This is a genomic window from Fibrella aquatilis, from assembly GCF_017353255.1.
GTDB lineage: Bacteria > Bacteroidota > Bacteroidia > Cytophagales > Spirosomataceae > Fibrella > Fibrella aquatilis.
The window spans coordinates 51,088-72,128 of record NZ_JAFMYU010000016.1; the positions used below are offsets into that span (position 1 = coordinate 51,088).

At 58.0% G+C, this 21,041-nt stretch carries 9 protein-coding genes and 1 CRISPR repeat array (1 of these 10 running past the window's edge); of the genes, 5 read left to right on the forward strand and 4 right to left on the reverse strand.

The window, feature by feature from the left end; all coding sequences use genetic code 11:
- Positions 1-5 precede the first annotated feature (5 nt).
- The 3 genes from J2I48_RS18425 to J2I48_RS18435 are packed head-to-tail and all read left to right on the forward strand — an operon-like array spanning position 6 to position 3,523.
- Positions 6-731: a thioesterase II family protein gene (locus J2I48_RS18425; RefSeq protein WP_207336958.1), complete on the forward strand. Its 726-nt coding sequence runs from the start codon at positions 6-8 to the stop codon at positions 729-731.
- Positions 728-3,082, forward strand: a complete 2,355-nt coding sequence (locus tag J2I48_RS18430; RefSeq protein WP_207336959.1) for a TonB-dependent receptor — start codon at positions 728-730, stop codon at positions 3,080-3,082. The genes J2I48_RS18425 and J2I48_RS18430 overlap by 4 nt, the downstream gene beginning before the upstream one ends.
- A 24-nt stretch (positions 3,083-3,106) precedes the next feature.
- Entirely contained in the window at positions 3,107-3,523 is a 417-nt protein-coding gene (locus tag J2I48_RS18435; protein ID WP_207336960.1) for a DUF2147 domain-containing protein, read from the forward strand.
- An 8-nt stretch (positions 3,524-3,531) separates the two neighbouring features.
- On the opposite strand, the gene J2I48_RS18440 is transcribed toward J2I48_RS18435, so the two are convergent.
- Positions 3,532-5,655, reverse strand: coding sequence for a S46 family peptidase (locus J2I48_RS18440; RefSeq protein WP_207336961.1), 2,124 nt, complete (start codon positions 5,653-5,655; stop codon positions 3,532-3,534).
- 204 nt (positions 5,656-5,859) lie between these two features.
- Here J2I48_RS18440 and J2I48_RS18445 point away from each other — a divergent pair, with 204 nt between their 5' ends.
- Positions 5,860-6,375, forward strand: coding sequence for a hypothetical protein (locus J2I48_RS18445; RefSeq protein ID WP_207336962.1), 516 nt, complete (start codon positions 5,860-5,862; stop codon positions 6,373-6,375).
- Between the two features lie 69 nt (positions 6,376-6,444).
- On the opposite strand, the gene J2I48_RS18450 is transcribed toward J2I48_RS18445, so the two are convergent.
- Complete coding sequence (locus J2I48_RS18450; RefSeq protein WP_207336963.1) at positions 6,445-7,800, reverse strand: NAD(P)/FAD-dependent oxidoreductase; 1,356 nt, start codon at positions 7,798-7,800, stop codon at positions 6,445-6,447.
- Between the two features lie 173 nt (positions 7,801-7,973).
- A complete protein-coding gene (locus J2I48_RS18455; RefSeq protein WP_207336964.1) occupies positions 7,974-9,674 on the reverse strand; it encodes a S41 family peptidase in 1,701 nt (566 codons plus the stop codon).
- Between the two features lie 263 nt (positions 9,675-9,937).
- On the opposite strand from J2I48_RS18455, the gene J2I48_RS18460 reads away from it, so the two are divergent.
- Complete coding sequence (locus tag J2I48_RS18460; protein WP_207336965.1) at positions 9,938-10,843, forward strand: NAD-dependent epimerase/dehydratase family protein; 906 nt, start codon at positions 9,938-9,940, stop codon at positions 10,841-10,843.
- Positions 10,844-10,948: 105 nt separating this feature from the next.
- Here J2I48_RS18460 and J2I48_RS18465 read toward each other — a convergent pair whose 3' ends face one another.
- A complete protein-coding gene (locus J2I48_RS18465) occupies positions 10,949-15,160 on the reverse strand; it encodes a cellulose binding domain-containing protein (RefSeq protein ID WP_207336966.1) in 4,212 nt (1,403 codons plus the stop codon).
- A gap of 209 nt (positions 15,161-15,369) precedes the next feature.
- Positions 15,370-21,041: a CRISPR direct-repeat array (repeat unit 29 nt; unit sequence CTTTCAATACCCGCAGGTCCGATTGAGGC) (it continues 791 nt past the right edge of the window).

Genomic DNA, 21,041 nt, shown 5'->3' on the forward strand with positions numbered 1-21,041 from the left:
TTGCCATGTGTAGCTCAACCGACCCGCTGCTGATTCTGGCCCTGCCCTATGCCGGGGGGAGCCGCCACGCTTACCGCGCCATCGAACGGCTGTCGCCCAACGGGCTGACCTGGCGCACTCTGGAACTGCCCGGACGCGGCAACCGGCAGTGTGAGCCGTGCCTCCAGACCATTCCGACCATGGTAAACGATTTGCTCGCTCAGGCCAGCCGCTACATCGATACGCAGCCTTATCTGTTGTTTGGGCATAGTTTGGGGGCCCTGCTGGTGTATGAGTTGGCCCGGCAAATCAGTCGCGAAGCCCGGCTGCCCATGCCCCTTGGCCTGGTCATCACGGGCCGGGCGGCCCCCACGGTGGGGTATAAGCGAGGGTTGGGACAGCTAAGCAGCCCGGCTTTCTGGGCCACGCTGGACGGCTACGGGGGCCTGCCCGCCGAACTGGCCACCTGCCCTGACTTGCAGGCCTTCTACGAACCCACCATGCGGGCCGACATTCAGGCCCTGGAAAGCTACCAGCACCAGCCCACCGCCCCGCTCACCATTCCCCTGCTGGTGCGGGCGGGCGACACCGAGGGCATCAGCCGCACCGACCTGGTGGCTTGGCAAACCGAAACCACCTGTCCGCTCGACGCGGGCTTTATGCCGGGCAATCACTTCTTTATTCTCAACCACCCCGCCGAACTGCTGCACCAATGCCGTCGGCTGGCCATGTCAACCTATGCTGTCGCATGAAAACGCTGCTACGCTTGCTGTGTTGGGCTACTATAGCCCTGTTGCCCCTGCTGGCTTCGGCGCAGACCGTCACCCAGACGTTGCGGGGGCGGGCGCTGGACCGTGCTGCCAAAACGCCGTTGGTGGGAGTCAACGTGGTGGTGCAGGCGCAACCCATGTTGGTGGGTGTGAGTGATGCCGACGGCTATTTCCGGATCGAGCGTATTCCGGTGGGGCGCTACGAGGTGCTGTGTTCGCTGGTAGGGTACGAACCGCAGCAGCTGCCCAACGTGCTCCTTACGTCGGGTAAAGAGGCGGAGCTGACCGTCGACCTGGCCGAACAACTCAACACCCTCCAGGCGGTGGTGGTGCGGGCTTCGGGGGCGCGCTCTGTGGTCGAAAAGGGCTTCAGCAACGTCAGCGGACAGGTTTTCGACGTGGAACAGACGCGCCGTTTTGCCGGTAGCCGCAATGACCCCGCCCGTATGGTGGCCTCGCTGGCGGGGGTGCAAGGCAACAACGACACCCGCAACGACATCATTGTGCGGGGCAATTCGCCTACGGGCGTACTGTGGCGACTGGAAGGGGTCGATATTTTCAACCCCAGCCACTTCGGCGAACTGGGGGCCACGGGCGGCCCAGTGAGCATGATCAACAACAGTTTGCTGGCCAAATCGTCGTTTCTGACGGGTGCCTTTCCGGCCCTATACGGCAACGCCACGGCCGGGGTGTTCGACCTGCAACTACGGGCGGGCAATTCGGCCAAACACGAATACATGGCGCAGGTGGGCATCAATGGCCTCGAGCTGGGGCTGGAAGGCCCTTTTTCGCCGCAAAGCCGGGCCTCATACGTGGTCAACTACCGCTACTCGGCCCTGGCGCTGGCCAGTAAACTGGGTGTGTCTTTTGGTACGGGGTCGGGCATACCGGCCTACCAGGACCTATCCGGTAAAATCACGCTGCCAACTCGTGGCGCGGGCACGTTCTCGCTGTTCTGGCTGGGGGGCAGCAGCGCCATTCAGTTCCGTAACGACCAAACCGGCAATGCCTACAACGGGGCCGACCAGAACCTCGACTACGCCACCAGCATGGGGGTGGTGGGCCTCTCGAACACCCACACGTTCGGCCCGGCTACCACGGGTCGGCTCACGCTGGCGGTGTCGGAAGCCACGGCCCGCATGGAAGCCGACAACGTGCGCCGCACCGCCGACGGGCTGGTGCAGGTGCTGCCCAACTACCGCGACAATTCACGCCAGAGCCGGGCCACGATGTCGTATACGCTGAACCACAAGCGCAGTGCCCGGACGGCGTTGGTGGCGGGTGTTACCCTCAACCAACTGGGCGTTCGGTATCAGGACAGCCTGGCCACCAACGGGCAGTTTCGGCCCGTGCGGTCGGTCGTGGGGGAGGCCTCGCTGCTACAAGGCTACGGCCACTGGCACCACCGCCCCACCAACCGCCTCACGCTGAACGCAGGCCTGTTTGGGCAGTATTTTTTCCTGAACAATACCGCCGCTCTGGAACCCCGTGTGGGCCTGAGCTACCAACTGGCTGGTCACCAGACCCTCAGCCTGGGGGCGGGTCGCCACAGCCAGTTGCAAAGCCTGCCGGTGTATTTCAGCGCCCCGCAACCCACCGATCAGCAGGCCAACCGGAGCCTCGATTTTACCCGCTCTGAGCAGTTGGTGCTGGGCTACGGGCGGCAGCTGGGCGGGCAAACAACCCTACGTATCGAGGCCTATTACCAATACCTCCACGGGGTACCGGTAGGCTACGTAAGCTCTTCGTACTCAGCCATTAACCTGGGGGCGGCTTATGAAGTGAGCACCCAAACCAACCTCGTCAATGCCGGTACGGCGACCAACCGGGGCGTAGAACTAACCCTGGAACGGACCTACGCCAACCGGTTTTATTACCTCCTCACGGCCTCGCTCTACGACAGCCGCTACCGGGGTAGCGACCAGCAGGAACGCCCCACGGCCTTTGCCGGTCGGTATGCGGCTACGTGGCTGGCGGGCCGCGAATTTCCGCTGGGGGCCAGCTATGTGCTGGCCGTCGACGGGCGCGTGGCCCTGGCGGGTGGCCGCCGCTACACACCCATCGACGGGGTGGCTTCGGCCAGTGCGGGCAAAGAGGTGCTGGTAGAAGCCGACGCCTATTCGCGCCAGAACCCCGACTACCTGCGGATTGATACAAAAGTGTCGCTGCGCCGAAACGGCAAGCGTTTCATGCACGAGTTGACCCTCGACGTGCAGAACATTACCGACCACCAGAACCTGTTTCGGCAGTCGTATGACCCCGGCACCAAACAGGTCAACGCCATTTACCAGCTGGGGCGCTACCCACTGCTGAACTACCGACTTCAATTTTAACGCAAACCAAACCACCAGATTACCATGAAAAAGCTCCTGTTTTGCCTCCTCCTGTTTTGTCTCGTACCTGAGACGTATGCCCAAAAAGCCGATGCCATTGTGGGCGAATGGATCTCTGAACATAAAGACGGCCGCATCCAGGTGTACCGCAAAGGCGACGAGTATTTCGGTAAGCTGATCTGGATACAGGACCAGACCGTGCTCGATGCGTATAACCCCGACCCCGCCCTCCGTAGCCGCCCGCTGATGGGTAGCGTGATCCTGTCGAATATTAAATTCGTTAAAAACAGCTGGGAAGATGGCCGTATTTATGACCCGCAGAGTGGCAAATCTTACTCGTGTAATATGCAGCTGGCTAATGATAAAACGTTGAAAATCAGAGGATATATCGGTATTTCACTACTGGGTCGCACCTCTGTCTGGAGCAAAGCTACGTTGTAAGTGGTTAGTCATTTCCCCAGCAATTCCGTCAACAGGCGGTCGGCTTTGTAGATGTAGCGCAGGGCGGCGGCAATGCCCCCGGCATGGACCGAAATGGCCCGGTTGGCGTCGGGCACGAAGATGAATGCACCGGGCAGGCTCTCCATGTTGCCGTCGAAGACCAGGCCCACCGCCTCGCGGTTTTTGTTAATCATCGGGCTGCCCGAATTCCCGCCGATGATGTCGTTGGTGGAGATAAAGCACATGGGCTGTTTCAGCAACTCGGCGGGTGGGTTGGCCCAGCGGGCGGGCAGGTTCCAGGGTGCTTTGCCGCCGAATGAATAGCTGCGGTCATACAAGCCCGCGAAGGTAGTGATAACCGGTGCCACGGTGCCATTATAGGGGTAGCCTTTCACCACGCCGTCGTTGATACGCAACGAAAACGTGGCGTCGGGCGGAATGGCGGTACCGTAGGTAGCAAACAGCAACCGCCCCAGTTGGCTCCGCAATACCTCCTGCCGGGCGGTGCTTTGGCGCACCTGCTCGTTGGCAATCAGAAACCGGCGGCCGCCAATCCGGCCTAGTACCAGCAGCGGGTCGGTGGATGCCGTGAGCGCGTCTACGCCTTTGGCAATGAGTCCTTCCTGCACCATCCGGCTCCCGATTTTCGAGTTGGCCAGCAGATAAGCAGCGGCTTCGCGGGGGGTGCGTACTTGCCCATTGGGGCCAGTGAGGGCTGTTTTTACGTACGGGTCATCGTTGCCCAAAGCCGCCTGCGCCTCGGTCAGGTGCGCTGCCAGGTAGGCCTCTTCCAGCGCCCGGCTTTTGGGTTTGGGGATGTCGCCCAGCATGGCCGAAGCCTGTTGCAGCACACGGGCGTTTTGCGTGGCTGCTTCGGTGAGGAGGCCCAGCGTAAGGGCGGCGGTCATGGTCTCGCCCGTGGCCAGGGGGTTGGGTGTGAAGTAGGTATAGTCGTTGAAGGTGGCCTGTTGCTGACTCACGGTAGTGGCGATGTCGGTCCAGAGCGTCGCGTTGCCGCCTTTCTTCTGCACGTCGGCCTTAAACTGTTTTTCAAAAGCGGCTTTGCGGGCCAGCAGATACGGGTCGCGGAGGCCGTCGAGTTGGCCTTTGTAGGCTTTGATGCTATTTTCCAAACCGAAGATTTCGTTCAGCACCGAGTCGTTTTTGGCGGTAGCGTTGTAGGCCTGCAAGGCATTGGACCGGCTGCGCAACAGACTCAGCAGTTGGGGCATCCGGAGGTCGCGGTCAAACTCCAGTTCGGCTACAGTTTTCAGGCGCTCGGTGCTGCCGGGGTTGCCCGTTACAAAGGTGGGTTCGCCCTCGCGGATGCCGTTGGGATTGAACTTGAAAAAGTGACTGGTGGTCAGCGGTTTGCCTTTGTCGTAGACCCGAAAAAATGAGCAGTCGAGCGCGTAGCGGGGGTAGGTGAAGTTGTCCCAATCGCCGCCGAAAAAGCCGAGTTGCAGTTCGGGCATAAACACCAGCCGCACGTCGGTATAGCGTTTGAAGCCGTAGAGGGCATATTTGCCGCCGTTGTAGAACGTGATCGTTTGTAGTTCCAGCCCCTGCCAGCCGGGCTTGTTGGCATAGTCGATCTTGATGGTGCCGAAGATTTTTTCGCGGGCTTCCACCTGCGCGGCATCGTCGGCCCCGGCGGCGGTCACGGCGGCCTGCACCTGGGTAGTGATGTCTTCCAGCTTCACGAGTTGATCCACAAACAGCCCGGCCACGGGGCGCTCTTCGGCGGGGGTTTTGGCAAAGAAACCGGTGGCGTTGAGGTCTTCCCCCTTCCTCGCCACGCCCGTCCCCGACTCGCGGGCGCAGTGGTGGTTGGTCATCACCAGCCCATTGGCCGACACAAACGACGCCGAGCAATAGTCGGCAAAGCGCAGCGATGCCAGCCGGGCTTCCTCAAACCACTTGGCGTCGGGGGCAAAGCCGTAGGTTTTCTTGAAATAGTCCGTCGGCGGGTTGTCGAAGGTCCACATCTTGCCCATGTCATACGGCCCTGCCTGCACGGTATCGGCAGGTGTAGGGCGGGGGGCAGGTTGCGCCTGAATGGCCAGGTGGGTAACGAGGCTAAGCAACAGCCAACTGGTGGCGCGGGCAAGCAAACGGGGTAGGGCAGGCATGGATCAGGTGAGCTAGATTGAGCTGGTAAAGTACTTTATTTTATGATGCGACTGGCAGGGCATCATAGGCAATCGGGTTGCTTTCGCCTGGGAACAACTGTGTTATCCACCCGTGTTTTCCAAAATTCAGTATCTTGTCTATGGAATAATTGCTGTTTCATTATCCAGCATAAAACGGCGTTTTTCATTCAGACAGATACCGCTATGAAAACCCTTACCAATCAGGAACTTGACCACCTGCGCAGCCGACTTTATCGGTCGGGCGCTACCCCGTCGCAGGCCACGGCGCTGCTGCCTCTGATGGCCCAGGAGGTGGAACACTACATGTGGATTGGCCTTCCGTTTGCGTCGGCGGTAGACAAAGTAGAGCTAGAGGCCAACGATAGCCCCGTTCGCTACCTTCGCGAAAAACACTACAATACGCTGGTGATGGACAATGAAGATCCCTCGCAACAGACTGATTTGGATGATATTGTTTTTGCCCACCGCAACCGTGACTACGGTGCCTACGACCTCCGCAAAACCTACAATTCGGCGCTTATCAACGCCATCATCATGACCGTTGGTCTGGTGCTGCTGCTGTTGGCTGCCTTAGACGCTTTTCAGCGCGGTGAATGGGTATACCTAAGCTGGGCTGGTTTGGCTTGGGTGGTTGGTATTCACCTAGTCGGCTTCGCCAGCTTCCGGTTCTATATAGCACAGGTAGACAGTATGCAGTGAAGAACAGTATGCAGTATTGCTTACGCTAGCGTATAGTGCTCTGGCGTAAGCAACACTGCATACTGTTCTTCACTGCATACTGTCTACCTCGCCCGTATTGCTCAGGGCAAAGTCCTGGCCGGGTTTGTCGTCTTTGCGGACGTAGGGGCGGATGATGAGGCGGGTGCCGCGGTCATAGGTGAAGAGGCGGTAGATCCAGTTGCTCATCACAACCAGCTTGCTGCGGAAGCCCACTAGGTACCAGATGTGCACGAAGAGCCAGGCCATCCAGGCGATGAACCCGCTGAGGTGCAGATTTTTGGGCAGGTCGGCCACAGCGCGGGCACGGCCTACAATGGCCAGCGAACCTTTGTCGAAATACGAGAACGGGCGTAGTTCGCCGCCCCGGTGCAGGAGCGTGAGGTTGGTGGCCAGGTGTTCGCCCTGCTGAATGGCCGGTTGCGCCACGCCGGGATGCCCCTTCGGCCATTCTTCCGATGCCATAAAGGCAATGTCGCCGATGGCATAGATTTCGTCGGTGCCTTTTACGCGGTTAAACAGATCGACAATGTAACGGCCCCGGTCAACTGATTCGGCAGGCATCCCGTCGATAGTGGCGCCAGTGACGCCAGCCGCCCAGATGAGGGTTTGGGTTTTGATCTGTTCGCCTGACTTAAGCGTAACTACCTCACCATCATACGAGTCGACCAGCGTTTTTACCTTCGTAATCACGCCTAGTTTATCAAGATACCCCTGCGTTGAGGCGGCCGATTCGGGCGACATGGGAGGTAGCACCCGGTCCATGCCTTCCACGAGGTAGATGTTCATTTTGCTAAAATCCAGGCCGGGGTAATCATTGGGCAGCACGTGTTTGCGCATCTCGGCCAGCGAACCGGCCAGTTCTACGCCCGTAGGTCCGCCGCCTACAATCACGAAGTTGAGCAGGCTCTGCCGCACCTCCGGGTCTTTGATGATGCTGGCCTGTTCAAACGACTGCAACAGTTGGCTGCGCAGGTTGAGGGCATCGGGAATGCCCTTCAGCGGAAACGAGTTGTTCTTGATCTGGTCGTTGCCAAAATAATTCGACTTCGACCCCGTAGCAATGACGAGGTGGTCGTAGGTGATTTCGCCGATGAGCGTTTTCACCACCTTCCGGGTTGGGTCGACGCCGGTGACGCGCACAAGCCGGAAATGAAAGTCGTCGTACTCGTCGAATAGTTTGCGGAGCGGTTCGGCAATAGCGTCGGGTTCGAGGCCCGCCGTGGCCACCTGGTATAGGAGCGGCCAAAAGCCGTGGTAGTTCTGTTTGTCGAACATAACGACCTGAAACCCTTTGCCTTTCAGGCCTTTAACCAGGTTGACCCCCCCAAACCCCCCGCCAATAACCACCACACGGGGCTTGTCGGTATCGGGTATATTCAGCGATAATTTATCGAATTGCAGCATGTCCGGTTCGCGTTGAGTGCGTACTACGGTATCTACTGAATGTGAGGGGGTAATGTTTAAAGTGATTTACGATGTACGATGTACGAATTACGATTTTTGCTGACGCGTCTGAGCCAAAGCAAGCGTACTCCTGCGTCAGCAAAAATCGTAAATCGTAATTCGTACATCGTAAATCACTTTTTCATTCCCACTTCCTTCGGGCCGAACTCCAGCTGCCGGGCTTTGTCGAAGAGGGCCAGGGCTTTGGTGTAGGTGGCGTCGGAGGTGTTGGCGATTTTGTAGAACTCGTTGTTCTGCCCGGCCTTGTTGCTCTTCTGGAAAATGTAGCGGGCAATGAGCGCCTTGGTCTGCGTGCGGATATACTCTTTCGAGCGGCCAAACTCGGCGGCGTTGAACGTAACGCCCTCAGCTGTAGCCTGTTTAGTCATGGTGCTCAGTTGATCGTCAGTCAGGTTCACGGACTTGTCGAACTCGGCGAAGGGCAGTTTTTCCAGGCGCTTGCGGTTGTCGTTGGCGTATTCCAGGGCGTACTCGCGGATGATATTTTTCGAGTACAGCTTGCCCAGATACGCCGTCTGCCAGCTCGAATCGCGGGGTACGAAATAGTCGGGCGTGATGCCGCCACCGCCGTAGACCGTGCGGCCCTTGTCGGTTTTAAACACCTTCTTGGGGTCGTTTTTAATGCTGTCGGCAATGTAGTATTCACCCCGTTTCGAGCGCAGATCCAGCTCTTTTTCATAGTCGCCTTCCTGCCCCGGCACGTAGGGTTTCTGGATGCTGCGACCAGCGGGCGTGTAGTAGCGAGAGATCGTCAACCGCAGTTCCGAGCCGTCGGAAAGCTGCACGGGCATCTGTACCAGGCCTTTACCAAACGAACGCCGCCCCACAATATAGCCCCGGTCGTGGTCCTGCAACGCCCCCGCCAGAATCTCTGACGCCGACGCGCTGCCCTCGTCGATGAGCACGATGAGGGCACCGTCTTCAAACTGCCCCGCCGTTTTGGCGAAGTACTTGCGGTCGTAGCGGTCGTCTTTGCCGTCGGTGTAGACCAGCAGTTTGTTGCCGTCGATGAACTCGTCGGCCATGTTGGTAGCCCGGTCGAGGTAGCCGCCGGGGTTGTTGCGCAAGTCGAGCACGAGTTGCTTCATGCCCTGCTGTTTCAGCGATGCCAGCGCCGTGCGAAACTCTTCAAAAGCTGAGTCGGAGAAGCGGTTTACCTTCAGGTAACCCGTCTGATCGTCAGCCATATAGGCCGCGTCTACGGCGTAGGTCGGAATGCGGTCGCGGGTGAGGGTGATCTGCCGGGGTTGCTGTTGGCCTTTCGACAAAATCGTGAGCCGCACGTCGGTGCCGCGCTTGCCGCGCATGGCTTTATAAACCGCCGTGTTGTCGATGCTCTTGCCCGTCAGCGGTGTTTCGTCGACTTTCAGAATCTTGTCGCCACTCTGAATACCAGCTGTTTCGGAGGGGCCACCGGCCAGGGGCGTCACCACATAGACGGTGTCTTTGTAGATGTTGAATTCCACCCCGATGCCGTCGAAGCCACCCTCCAGTTGTGACCGCGCCGCCACAGCATCGGTGGGGTTGAGGTAGGCCGTGTGCGGGTCGAGTTTCTCCAGCATTTTAGTGATTGAAAAGTCAACCAGCTCGTCGGTGTCGACCGAGTCAACGTAGTTATTTTCAATCAGTTGCAAGATTTCCTTGTACTTCGAGTAGCCCCTGCCAATGGTGTTGAGGCCTTTGGTGCCGCCAAAAAACGACGCGCCCAGCAGCACCCCGCCCGCCAGGGTCAGGCCCAGCAGCATCGGTAGCCGAATGGTGGTCCGGTCGTTGTGAATGTGTTCTTTTTCCGGTTGTATCTGCTTGTTTTCCATACGTATTACCTGGTAAGCTGCTGTCTTGTAGGCGTAACACAATTTCTGTAGAATATTGTTTGGAAAGGTCCTGAGAGGGCATGCTTTTTTGTAGGTTGTCCATACCCATGCCGCTACGGCGTAATGTCAGCCAACAAAACACAAAGGGCGCTTGTACTCTTATACCCCAAACGAGTGGTTAGCGGTCGGTGTTGCCTGTTCGCTAGCCAGATAGCAGCAGCAGTATACCATGGCCAATCAACTTATATCAATCAGCAGAACGCATGACTAAACAGCGAATATGTTTTACAGGGGGGTCGGGGAAAGCGGGCAGGCACGTGGTGCCTTACCTGCTCGATCAGGGGCATCGGGTGCTGAATGTAGATCTGACACCGCTGGACCACCCGGGCGTAGACAACCTGGTGGCCGACATCACAGATTCGGGACAGGTGTTTAATGCCATGAGTTCGTACGCCGGGCTGGACGAACTGGAACCCGGCCACGGCGCCCCCAAATTCGATGCCGTAGTTCATTTTGCCGCCGTGCCCCGGATCTTGCTTAAACCCGATAACGAAACGTTTCGGGTCAACGCCATCGGTACGTACAACGTGATCGAAGCGGCCGTTAAACTGGGCATCCGCAAGATCATTATTGCCTCGTCGGAGACCACCTACGGTATCTGCTTTTCAGATGGCCAAACCGACCCGCACGTGTTGCCGCTGGAAGAGGATTACGACGTCGACCCGATGGATAGCTACGGCTTATCGAAGGTGGTGAATGAAAAAACGGCCCGCAGCTTTCAGCGGCGGTCGGGGGCTGATATTTATGCCCTGCGCATCGGCAATGTGATTGAACCGCACGAATACGCAGAACTGTTTCCCCATTATTTCGCCCACCCCGAGGTGAGACGCCGGAATGCATTCTGCTACATCGATGCGCGTGACCTGGGTCAGATCGTGGATCTGTGCCTGCAAAAAGATGGACTTGGTTTCCAGATTTTCAATGCGGGCAATGACCAGAACGGGGCCGTTATTCCCACCAAAGAACTGGCCACCAGGTTCTTCCCCAATGTGCCCATCACCCGCGAGTTAGGGGAGCATGAGGCCCTGTTTTCCAACCGAAAAATCCGGGAGGTGCTGGGTTTCAAAGAGCAACATAACTGGCAGAAATACGTGACCTGGCCTTCGTGAGGTAAGCGTGGATATTTGGTCCTTTACACAAAAAGCCGCCCTCAGCTTAACTGGGGCGGCTTTTCGATGAACAGACAGGCTGAACAGGTTTGATCAACCTGTTTCCTACTCCGCTTTCAGTACGCGCAGCGTGCGGGTTTGGGTGGGGGTGCTCACTTGCAGGAGCACGATACCCGGCCCCTGACCTGCCAGCGAGAGCGTATGCTGTTCTACGGCTTGCGGCGTGGCTATCTGCTGTTGGGTAATGACTTTGCCTTGGGCACTGACCAACTGCAACCGCAGGGGTTGACCGCCAGCACCTTTGATCTGCACCGACACAGCATCGCCCCGTACCGGGTTGCCCAGCACCGTTACGTCTAACTCACTGCCCGGCTCAGCCGAAGCGCGGCGGCCCGAAGCACCCGGCTCCTGACCCCATACCCGCTCATTGCCTACATAGACCACCACCCGGTTGTTGGGGCTGAACTCGGCAGGCTGTTCCTGATAGGAGTAGTCGTTGGTCTGGTCGAAGCGGGCACCCTGCGGGCTGTAAATGCTGTACCACAGCGTACCCAGTTGGCTCGACGGCATCAGCTGACCCGTGAACGTAGGCCGGATCTCCAGGTACGTGTCGGCGTTGGCCAGGGGTGGGTTGAGGCTCACCAACTGGCCTTGCAGGGCACCTTCATACATAAAGTTTGAATAGAACGTCAGCCCCTGCTGGTTGTCGGCGGTGAAGTAGTAGCGGATGCGCAGATCGGCGTAGTTCACGGGCAGGTTGCCCTCGTTGCGGAGGATCAGGTTGGTGGTGATGGCCGTGGCCGAGGGGCCGTTCTTGCTTTCGGTGAGTACCCGTAGCTGACGCAGCGGCGTAACCAGGGCTGGCTCCTGCCCCCATACCAGTATGCCGTTGTAATAGGCCGTGATGCGGGGGTTGGCCAGCAACTGATCGCGCACGGGGTTGTACGAATAGTCATCCGGCTCATACAGTCCGCTGTAGTCGCTCTTGGCAAAGTAGCTCTGGATTGGTCCCGAATCGGCGTTGGCGGCCAGTTGACCTGCTTCCGGCGTAAAGCTGTACTCCACGTAGCCGAAGGCACCCTGGCGGGGAGCATCCAGCGGCACGTAGCGTAGTTTCACGTTTGAGGCACCTATTTGGGCGTAGAAGGTGAATAGGTTGCTGAGCGGCACGAAATTCTCCACCGTCAGGTAATAGCGCAGGGTCAGGGCCGACAGGGTCAGGGCCTCGCTGCCCTGATTTTGCAGGATCAATACCGGCTGCACCGAGTTGTTGTCGGCGTAGTTGTCTACGTCGCGGTGCAGCACATGTAGTTGAATGGCCGTCACCGTCACGCTCACCGTAGTCGAAATCGTCTGGCTGCGGGGCGTGGTGGCGTCACCGGCAATGATCGTGAACGTCTGCACACCCGCCGGAATGCCCGACACCGTGGCCGTGTTGCCGTTGGGCGTAATCGTGCCAGGGCCAACAAACGTATAGCTATAGGGCCCCGTGCCACCTGATACCGTAGCTGACAGCGTGGTGGTACCCGTGGTCAGCAGTTGCGCGGGGGTAGCGTAGGCTGTGAGCGAGAGCGAAGTGGCCAGCGTGAACCGGGCCACGCTTGGGTCGTGGTCACTGTCGGGGTTGGTGAATTCAGCGTTGATATGCACCACGTCATACTGGTCCAGCTTGCTCCGCAGGGCGTTGCTCACCAGAATGTGGTCAATCGTCTGTGAGTTGCCTTCGAAGACATACGTGTAGCGCTCGTTGGCAGGCAGCGTTTCGATCAGCGCATTCAGCGGCGCACCTTTCAGGATGTTGACCGGGGCCGAAAACTCGAAGTCGTTCAGGTCGCCCAATACCACCACATTGGCGTTGGGGTCGATAGCCAGAACGCTCTGCACAAAGTTGCGGACCACCGTAGCCTGATCGCGGCGTTGGGCTTCGCTGAAGAGCGTGGCGGGCTGGTTGACGCCAAACAGAATGTCGTCCGGGATTTTCGAGCTGAAGTGATTTCCGACAATAAACACCTTTTGGCCGTTGAACAGAAACTCACCCGCCAGTGGTTTGCGGCTGTTGCTGGCCGGGCCCGAGCCGTCGTTGTTGGCAAAAGCCGGGTTGGTGGGGTCAACGCGACCGGGGTTGAACGACAGCTGTGGCGTACCGTTCACGTTGTTGACGGTCGTAGCAGCCGTTGAGGTGCCACCGGGGCGGTCAACAAACGAAACGCGGGCTGGGTTGAACAAAAAGCCCACCCGGATATTACCCCCCGGCTGCCCACCATCCTGGTCATCGACGGGGTTAATCTGGCGGTACTGGTAGGTTGGGCCACCCGCGCTGGTGATGGCGTTGATGAGCAGACCGAACGTCACGTTGGCATCCACTACGGCATCATTGGTGGCACCGTTGTTGTCCTGAATTTCTTCCAGCAACAGAATGTCGGGCGCTTTCAGGTTCGTAACAATCCGGTTAGCCAGGTTCGTAAACTTGCTGCTGGGGTCGCTGGGGGCCAGGTTTTCTACGTTGAAAGTCGACACCGTCAGCTGACTGGCCGTGGCTCCTAGGGCAGTTACTTCTTTGGTCAGGCCGTTGGAGATCACCGTTGGCACCGACGTAAGCAGCACCTCGTAGTTACCGGCTGTCCAGTTCACAATGCCCGTAGCCGTGCTCAGTTGGGCACCCACGTTAACGGATGGGGTCAGGAAACCGCCGCTGGGTGGGTTCAGCACGGTATCGTCGAGCTGAATACGCTCAGGGTTGAAATCATTGGCACTGACAATGACACCACCCCGCGCCGACTTGATCGTGGCGTTGGCCCCGTTGTCGGCCACCACCCACAACTCACCGGCGGCGGCTCCCGACTGGGTGGTTGGGCTAACCGCCAGCGGGTTGTTGATCTGCACCAGCATGGCTTCCAGGCTTTCGTAAAAATCGATGCCATCGGTAGCCGGATCGAACGTCAGACCACCGGTTTCTACGTTACCGGTCTGGTCTTCAATGATCGTGTTAGGAATCGTACGACCACCGTTGCCCAGCAGTGTAGCCGGAGGCAATGCATTACCCGTTGACAGCGTAGCTACCGTGGGGGTCTGAATCTGGGTAACCGTCAGGTTGTTGGTGCCCGCGCTACCCCCCGACCGAAACTCGGCCACGGTGCCACTCACCAGCACCGACGTACCGACCGCCACCGTGGGGGCCGTGCTGGTGAAGACGAAAATTCCTTCCGACGTGCGGTCGTCGGTATCGGGCGTGGGGTCCTGCATGTAGAAGCCGTTGGTGCGCAGCCCCGTCACGACGCCGGGGACGTTGTTGACCGTTTGGCCCAGCAGGGGCGATATGTGCGCCGCGCCCTGAATGTCGTGAATACGCTGACCAGGCGTTACTTCATTGTCCGTAATCGTACCCGTTGCCGTTGCCGAACCAATGGTGTAGGCGGCGTTGGCGGTAATGGTCAGGATAATGGTTTCGTTGGCATCAACCACCGCGTCATCTACCGGCGCGAGCGTCAGCGTAACCGACGACTGGCCAACGGGGATGGTGGCCACGCCGCTCAGCGCAGGCGTGTAGTCGGTGCCGTTGGTAGCCGTGCCGCCAACCGTGTAGTTGACGGTGAGCGCCGCCGTTGTCCCGCCCGACCGTGACACTGTAAACACGATGGGGTCGGACCCCGTTTCGGCCCCGTTGGCGTCGGTAGCCACAATAGACACGGAGGGCAGCGTGGGCGTGCCGCCACAGTTGGTGCTGTGTGTACCCAGCCCGTCGAAGGTGTCGATAGCGAAACCGTCCCATTCAACACTCGGGACGAATGCATCGCTGGCGTTTACGTCGCCGGTGCAGGATGACGCTTTCCGGCGCAGGGTGTTATCGGCGGTGGAGGCCAGCCCTGTGCCCCATTCGGTGCCGGGGTCGAATCCCACCTGGCCAATGGCATCCACAATGGTGCCCGCCGCCCCGCCTTTGCGTAGTACGATGGCGTCGTTTCCGTTATAAAATGCCGAGCCGCTTGTCTGGTTGGCTTTGGTCAGAATTGTGGCATTGGCGGATGTGGGAGCTACTACGTAGGTGCCTCCTGGAGCAATGGTGCCGGTAAGATTAATAGTAGTGCTGGCCGTAATACCGCCGTTGAAGTACATCTGGATAATGTACTGCCCGGTAGCCAGATTGATGGCCGAACCGGTGCCGTTGTAAAGCTCGAGGGCTTTGTTGTTGCTGCTGCCCTCAATGTATTCCGAGAAGAACAGATCGGTCGGTGCTTGTGCCCGTACCCGTGTTGGCATCATGCAGAGCATGAATAGCCCAAGCCAAGCATAGAAAGCTCGCTGTAGAGATGAAGTCATGAAAAGATGGTATAAGTTTTTCAACCACAAAGCTACAGTATCTATTAGCCATATAGTGTTAGCAGATTGTTAAGTATGCCGTCGCCGCAAAGCCTGAGGGGGTCTTTATGGCAGGATGTAAGGGGGGCGTGGTCAGAAACGGTGCCAGAACAGGCTCAGCCCAATCATCAGCACCAGCCCTATCTGTTTATCAACAAAATATCAAATCACTTTCAATACCCGCAGGTCCGATTGAAGCCCGAGGGGTCGTGGCCAAAGACAGAGGTGTCTTCCCAATTTCAATACCCGCAGGTCCGATTGAAGCTGTGTTGGCGTTGCTTCCGTTGGGTTGTCCGTTCGCCTTTCAATACCCGCAGGTCCGATTGAAGCCAGGCGTTTGTTTCAGCTTGGCAATTTCCCGGTTGATCTTCCTTTCAATACCCGCAGGTCCGATTGAGGCTGGCCCAGGGGGGTATCGACGCCAACGTGGCCCGCTAATTTCAATACCCGCAGGTCCGATTGAAGCCAGGGCCGAAAACCCCACTTCATTCTTGCCCCAGATTTCAATACCCGCAGTTCCGATTGAAGCCGACATCCAGCGCGTTCGGGCTGAACACATCATTGAATTTCAATACCCGCAGGTCCGATTGAAGCAGTTCGGCATCCGTAGCCCCCAGCAGACACAGTTTAATTTCAATACCCGCAGGTCCGATTGAGGCTCGGGATCAGTCACCTCGCCCAGGCCCGAGAGCATCATTTCAATACCCGCAGGTCCGATTGAGGCGATGCTGCCGTAGTTGGCCCCTTTGATGGTGGCATCCAATTTCAATACCCGCAGGTCCGATTGAGGCGTATGCTACGTTTTGCCTGCTGGCTGCGTTCATTCAATTTCAATACCCGCAGGTCCGATTGAGGCCATGGAAGGGGATCTGGGGATGTATCTGCCACTCTAATTTCAATACCCGCAGGTCCGATTGAGGCGGATGGTAAACTGCGTCACGTCGAACAGGCTCCCTGATTTCAATACCCGCAGGTCCGATTGAGGCCTGTTGCTATGTTGTTACAGTACAGGGTGCAATCTGCATTTCAATACCCGCAGGTCCGATTGAGGCGAGGCGGTTTCCTCTTCGTGGTGGGCTACTCGCTATTTCAATACCCGCAGGTCCGATTGAGGCTCGCGCCCGAAGATGCCCTCGAACTGGTGTCGTCCCAATTTCAATACCCGCAGGTCCGATTGAGGCACCACTACGAACGACCGCGTACCCCTCCGCATTGCTACTTTCAATACCCGCAGGTCCGATTGAGGCCGGGGTTGTTCACGCGGGCGGGCGTCGACTGCCAATCTTTCAATACCCGCAGGTCCGATTGAGGCTTCTCATCTGTCATTTTACGCGAAATATAATTCAGCTTTCAATACCCGCAGGTCCGATTGAGGCACACGCCAACAGCGCCAATCGGAATTACGATTAAGCCCTTTCAATACCCGCAGGTCCGATTGAGGCGCCGTATGGCAATGATATTGCAGATTCAAACCAGACCCTTTCAATACCCGCAGGTCCGATTGAGGCTCCCAGGTGGCCCTGGTGGCCAACCCACTTCGCGAGCTTTCAATACCCGCAGGTCCGATTGAGGCGCCTACCACCGCCGTCAGGTTCTGGGGGTTGATGAGCCTTTCAATACCCGCAGGTCCGATTGAGGCTGAGGGAAATAGCCGTGCTTGTCGTAGAAGACCTTCCTTTCAATACCCGCAGGTCCGATTGAGGCCGACGATCAGCATTCCTTCTACCTCAAGAATCCTGACTTTCAATACCCGCAGGTCCGATTGAGGCGGAAAGCCCAGATCCTTTCCAAACGCAACCAGGGCGCTTTCAATACCCGCAGGTCCGATTGAGGCGCCAGGCTTCGAGCTGGTTGTAGGCCGTGACCTGGTCTTTCAATACCCGCAGGTCCGATTGAGGCCCACCGAATCCCGTCGGTACGCTCTTGGCTGCGCTTTCTTTCAATACCCGCAGGTCCGATTGAGGCCATTGGTTGCCACAAGGGAGGCAGACACGGTTACGTCTTTCAATACCCGCAGGTCCGATTGAGGCGTGATCGCCGTTCTGGGGGCGATCTACCTCAGCAAGCTTTCAATACCCGCAGGTCCGATTGAGGCGGTTGGTGCGCCTGTCGAAAGTCCAGTACACCTCGCCTTTCAATACCCGCAGGTCCGATTGAGGCGCTCGATACGTGCGGGTTGCTGCGGGCCGAGACCATCCTTTCAATACCCGCAGGTCCGATTGAGGCGCCATTGAGCACCGACTGGTCGCCCCCCGCCGCGCTTACTTTCAATACCCGCAGGTCCGATTGAGGCTCCTCTTTGATATGCGCACCATCACGGGTAGCCTCCTTTCAATACCCGCAGGTCCGATTGAGGCCCCGCCACCATTGCCTCGTACTGCCCCATCGCCAGCTTTCAATACCCGCAGGTCCGATTGAGGCCTGGTGATCGAGACGCCAATGCCGTGGACCAGACCCTCTTTCAATACCCGCAGGTCCGATTGAGGCACGGCCGGTGGCGTGGCGAGTGTAACGACGACCACTCCTTTCAATACCCGCAGGTCCGATTGAGGCTTGGTGAGGTCGACCATCGAACCGAGCCGGATGGCCTGCCTTTCAATACCCGCAGGTCCGATTGAGGCCAGAACGCCGAGGCTGACAACCTGCGGCGGCAGCAGCGTCTTTCAATACCCGCAGGTCCGATTGAGGCGCCGTCTTCTTCGAGGTACTGGTACTGTACCCCCTCTTTCAATACCCGCAGGTCCGATTGAGGCAGGGCATACCCGTCGCCAACACCGACGTCGCCTCGGCTTTCAATACCCGCAGGTCCGATTGAGGCTGGCGGCGATGTTGGGTACGTTGACCGGCACGCTCACTTTCAATACCCGCAGGTCCGATTGAGGCTCGAAGGTTGGAAGTACTATATCCCCCACCTTGGCCCCCTTTCAATACCCGCAGGTCCGATTGAGGCCGCCGGTAGCCAACGCGGCCAAGGTAGATCGCCTGCAACTTTCAATACCCGCAGGTCCGATTGAGGCGCTCTCACCCGTCCCAATGCAGCCCAGCACGTCATCTTTCAATACCCGCAGGTCCGATTGAGGCCTCAAAGTCGTCAAGCCGCAGCAGGTTGCCGGCCTCGCTTTCAATACCCGCAGGTCCGATTGAGGCTCAGCCCTTTGATCGCCACGTCGGTGACGATGACACCCTTTCAATACCCGCAGGTCCGATTGAGGCGTCCATCGCGGCGACTCAGCACCTGACCTTCGTACTTCTTTCAATACCCGCAGGTCCGATTGAGGCCCAGAGTGTGCCCGCCTGCCCCGGCTGGGCCTGAATCACTTTCAATACCCGCAGGTCCGATTGAGGCCACTGAACACGATTTGGCCAGATTGTACCAGCTTCGCTTTCAATACCCGCAGGTCCGATTGAGGCCCCCTTAGCGATGGGTCAATACGAACATATGTTGGCTTTCAATACCCGCAGGTCCGATTGAGGCTTTCTGGTAATGCAAAGAGCCGAAGGATATTATCCTTCTTTCAATACCCGCAGGTCCGATTGAGGCAACGCAGAATACAGACGGTCCGACATAGGAATTACACTTTCAATACCCGCAGGTCCGATTGAGGCCGTGCAGGCCGATGTCTTCCACAAAGAGAACGCCGACTTTCAATACCCGCAGGTCCGATTGAGGCTCTTTTGTCTTGCTCTCGCCTGGGCCTAAACAACCTTCTTTCAATACCCGCAGGTCCGATTGAGGCGCGTCAGCCCACCCGCCGCCACTGCCGACTGCGGCACTTTCAATACCCGCAGGTCCGATTGAGGCCGGGCCAAATGGAGCAATCATTCTTACCTATTACGACTTTCAATACCCGCAGGTCCGATTGAGGCTATGAACGTGAGCCGGGGCAACCTATCCAAAACGCCTTTCAATACCCGCAGGTCCGATTGAGGCCGATCCTGCGGCTGCTGGCACCCATGACGACGCAGAAACCTTTCAATACCCGCAGGTCCGATTGAGGCCGGCCTGGGCGCACTTGGTTTGTAGCTCCTGAAGACCTTTCAATACCCGCAGGTCCGATTGAGGCCGACCACTCTGCCTTAATGCACCTCTACCGCCTCATCTTTCAATACCCGCAGGTCCGATTGAGGCTTGCCCCGTTAATGGCCGTCGCCTGCGCCGTCGAAACTTTCAATACCCGCAGGTCCGATTGAGGCACTTTAGCCGCCCTGGCTGCTGCCGCCCGCGCCCTGGCTTTCAATACCCGCAGGTCCGATTGAGGCCTCACGGTCGAACAAATGTTCCAGTACGGCCAGGCCCTTTCAATACCCGCAGGTCCGATTGAGGCAGTTTGTGGCCCAACAGGTAGTCGACACCACCACCGAACTTTCAATACCCGCAGGTCCGATTGAGGCAGAGCGCACGGTCATCCTTGTTGCCCTTTCGTTTTCCTTTCAATACCCGCAGGTCCGATTGAGGCGGAGAGGGGCTTGATCTTACCCCCGTCGAACTGCCCGTCTTTCAATACCCGCAGGTCCGATTGAGGCAAGCAGGAAAAGGCATACCGTTCTGTATTAAAGCGAACTTTCAATACCCGCAGGTCCGATTGAGGCTGCACCCCACGCACGGGAACAGCTTGCCGGAGCTTGCCTTTCAATACCCGCAGGTCCGATTGAGGCGTTGATCACCCCTTCGTTGCCCTCTAACTCAACCGTCCTTTCAATACCCGCAGGTCCGATTGAGGCTATAGGGTGGTGGTTCGCGCGGTCGCTGCCCGGTTTCTTTCAATACCCGCAGGTCCGATTGAGGCTCTTTTGCGCCCTTGTTGGTGTAGTAACCAATGATCTTTCAATACCCGCAGGTCCGATTGAGGCCCAGTTGCCGGGTGTCGAAAACCAGCGTTGCAACGCCTTTCAATACCCGCAGGTCCGATTGAGGCCAGCCCCTTAGATGATTGACACATTACACCCCACCGAACTTTCAATACCCGCAGGTCCGATTGAGGCAGGTAGCGGGCAAAGTCCACCACTGGCCCCGTAATGCCCTTTCAATACCCGCAGGTCCGATTGAGGCTTAACGCCCGTGCTGGTTGTGCCCACAATGAGCCGCCCTTTCAATACCCGCAGGTCCGATTGAGGCGCCGCCGCCCATTTTGCTCCTGCATGAGCCAGACAATCTTTCAATACCCGCAGGTCCGATTGAGGCTCCGCTACATCAGCGACTATGGCGAGCAGCGTACCTACTTTCAATACCCGCAGGTCCGATTGAGGCTACGTCATCGAACAGGCCTACATGGCTCAACTCACATCCTTTCAATACCCGCAGGTCCGATTGAGGCGTTGGAAATTTGGTGGTGAGCTGGTCGAGTAGTTTGTCTTTCAATACCCGCAGGTCCGATTGAGGCCGCCTGACGGATTTCGGTCTGTAGGTCCGTAATGCGACTTTCAATACCCGCAGGTCCGATTGAGGCCCTATCTACAATGAGTACGCCCATCGCACCCGCCTGACTTTCAATACCCGCAGGTCCGATTGAGGCTGCACACGATCTGGCTACCCGACAGCCTCAAACAACTTTCAATACCCGCAGGTCCGATTGAGGCACTGTACCGCTACATTGGTCAGGACGTTGAAATCAACTTTCAATACCCGCAGGTCCGATTGAGGCCACGGGTACCCCCGCCGACCCCTACCGGGTGCGCATCACTTTCAATACCCGCAGGTCCGATTGAGGCGAGCGCCACTTGCCGGGCATGGTGGCGGGGGATTCGCCTTTCAATACCCGCAGGTCCGATTGAGGCGGTATTGGTTGGCAGTGATGATGCTGACAAGTAATACTTTCAATACCCGCAGGTCCGATTGAGGCGC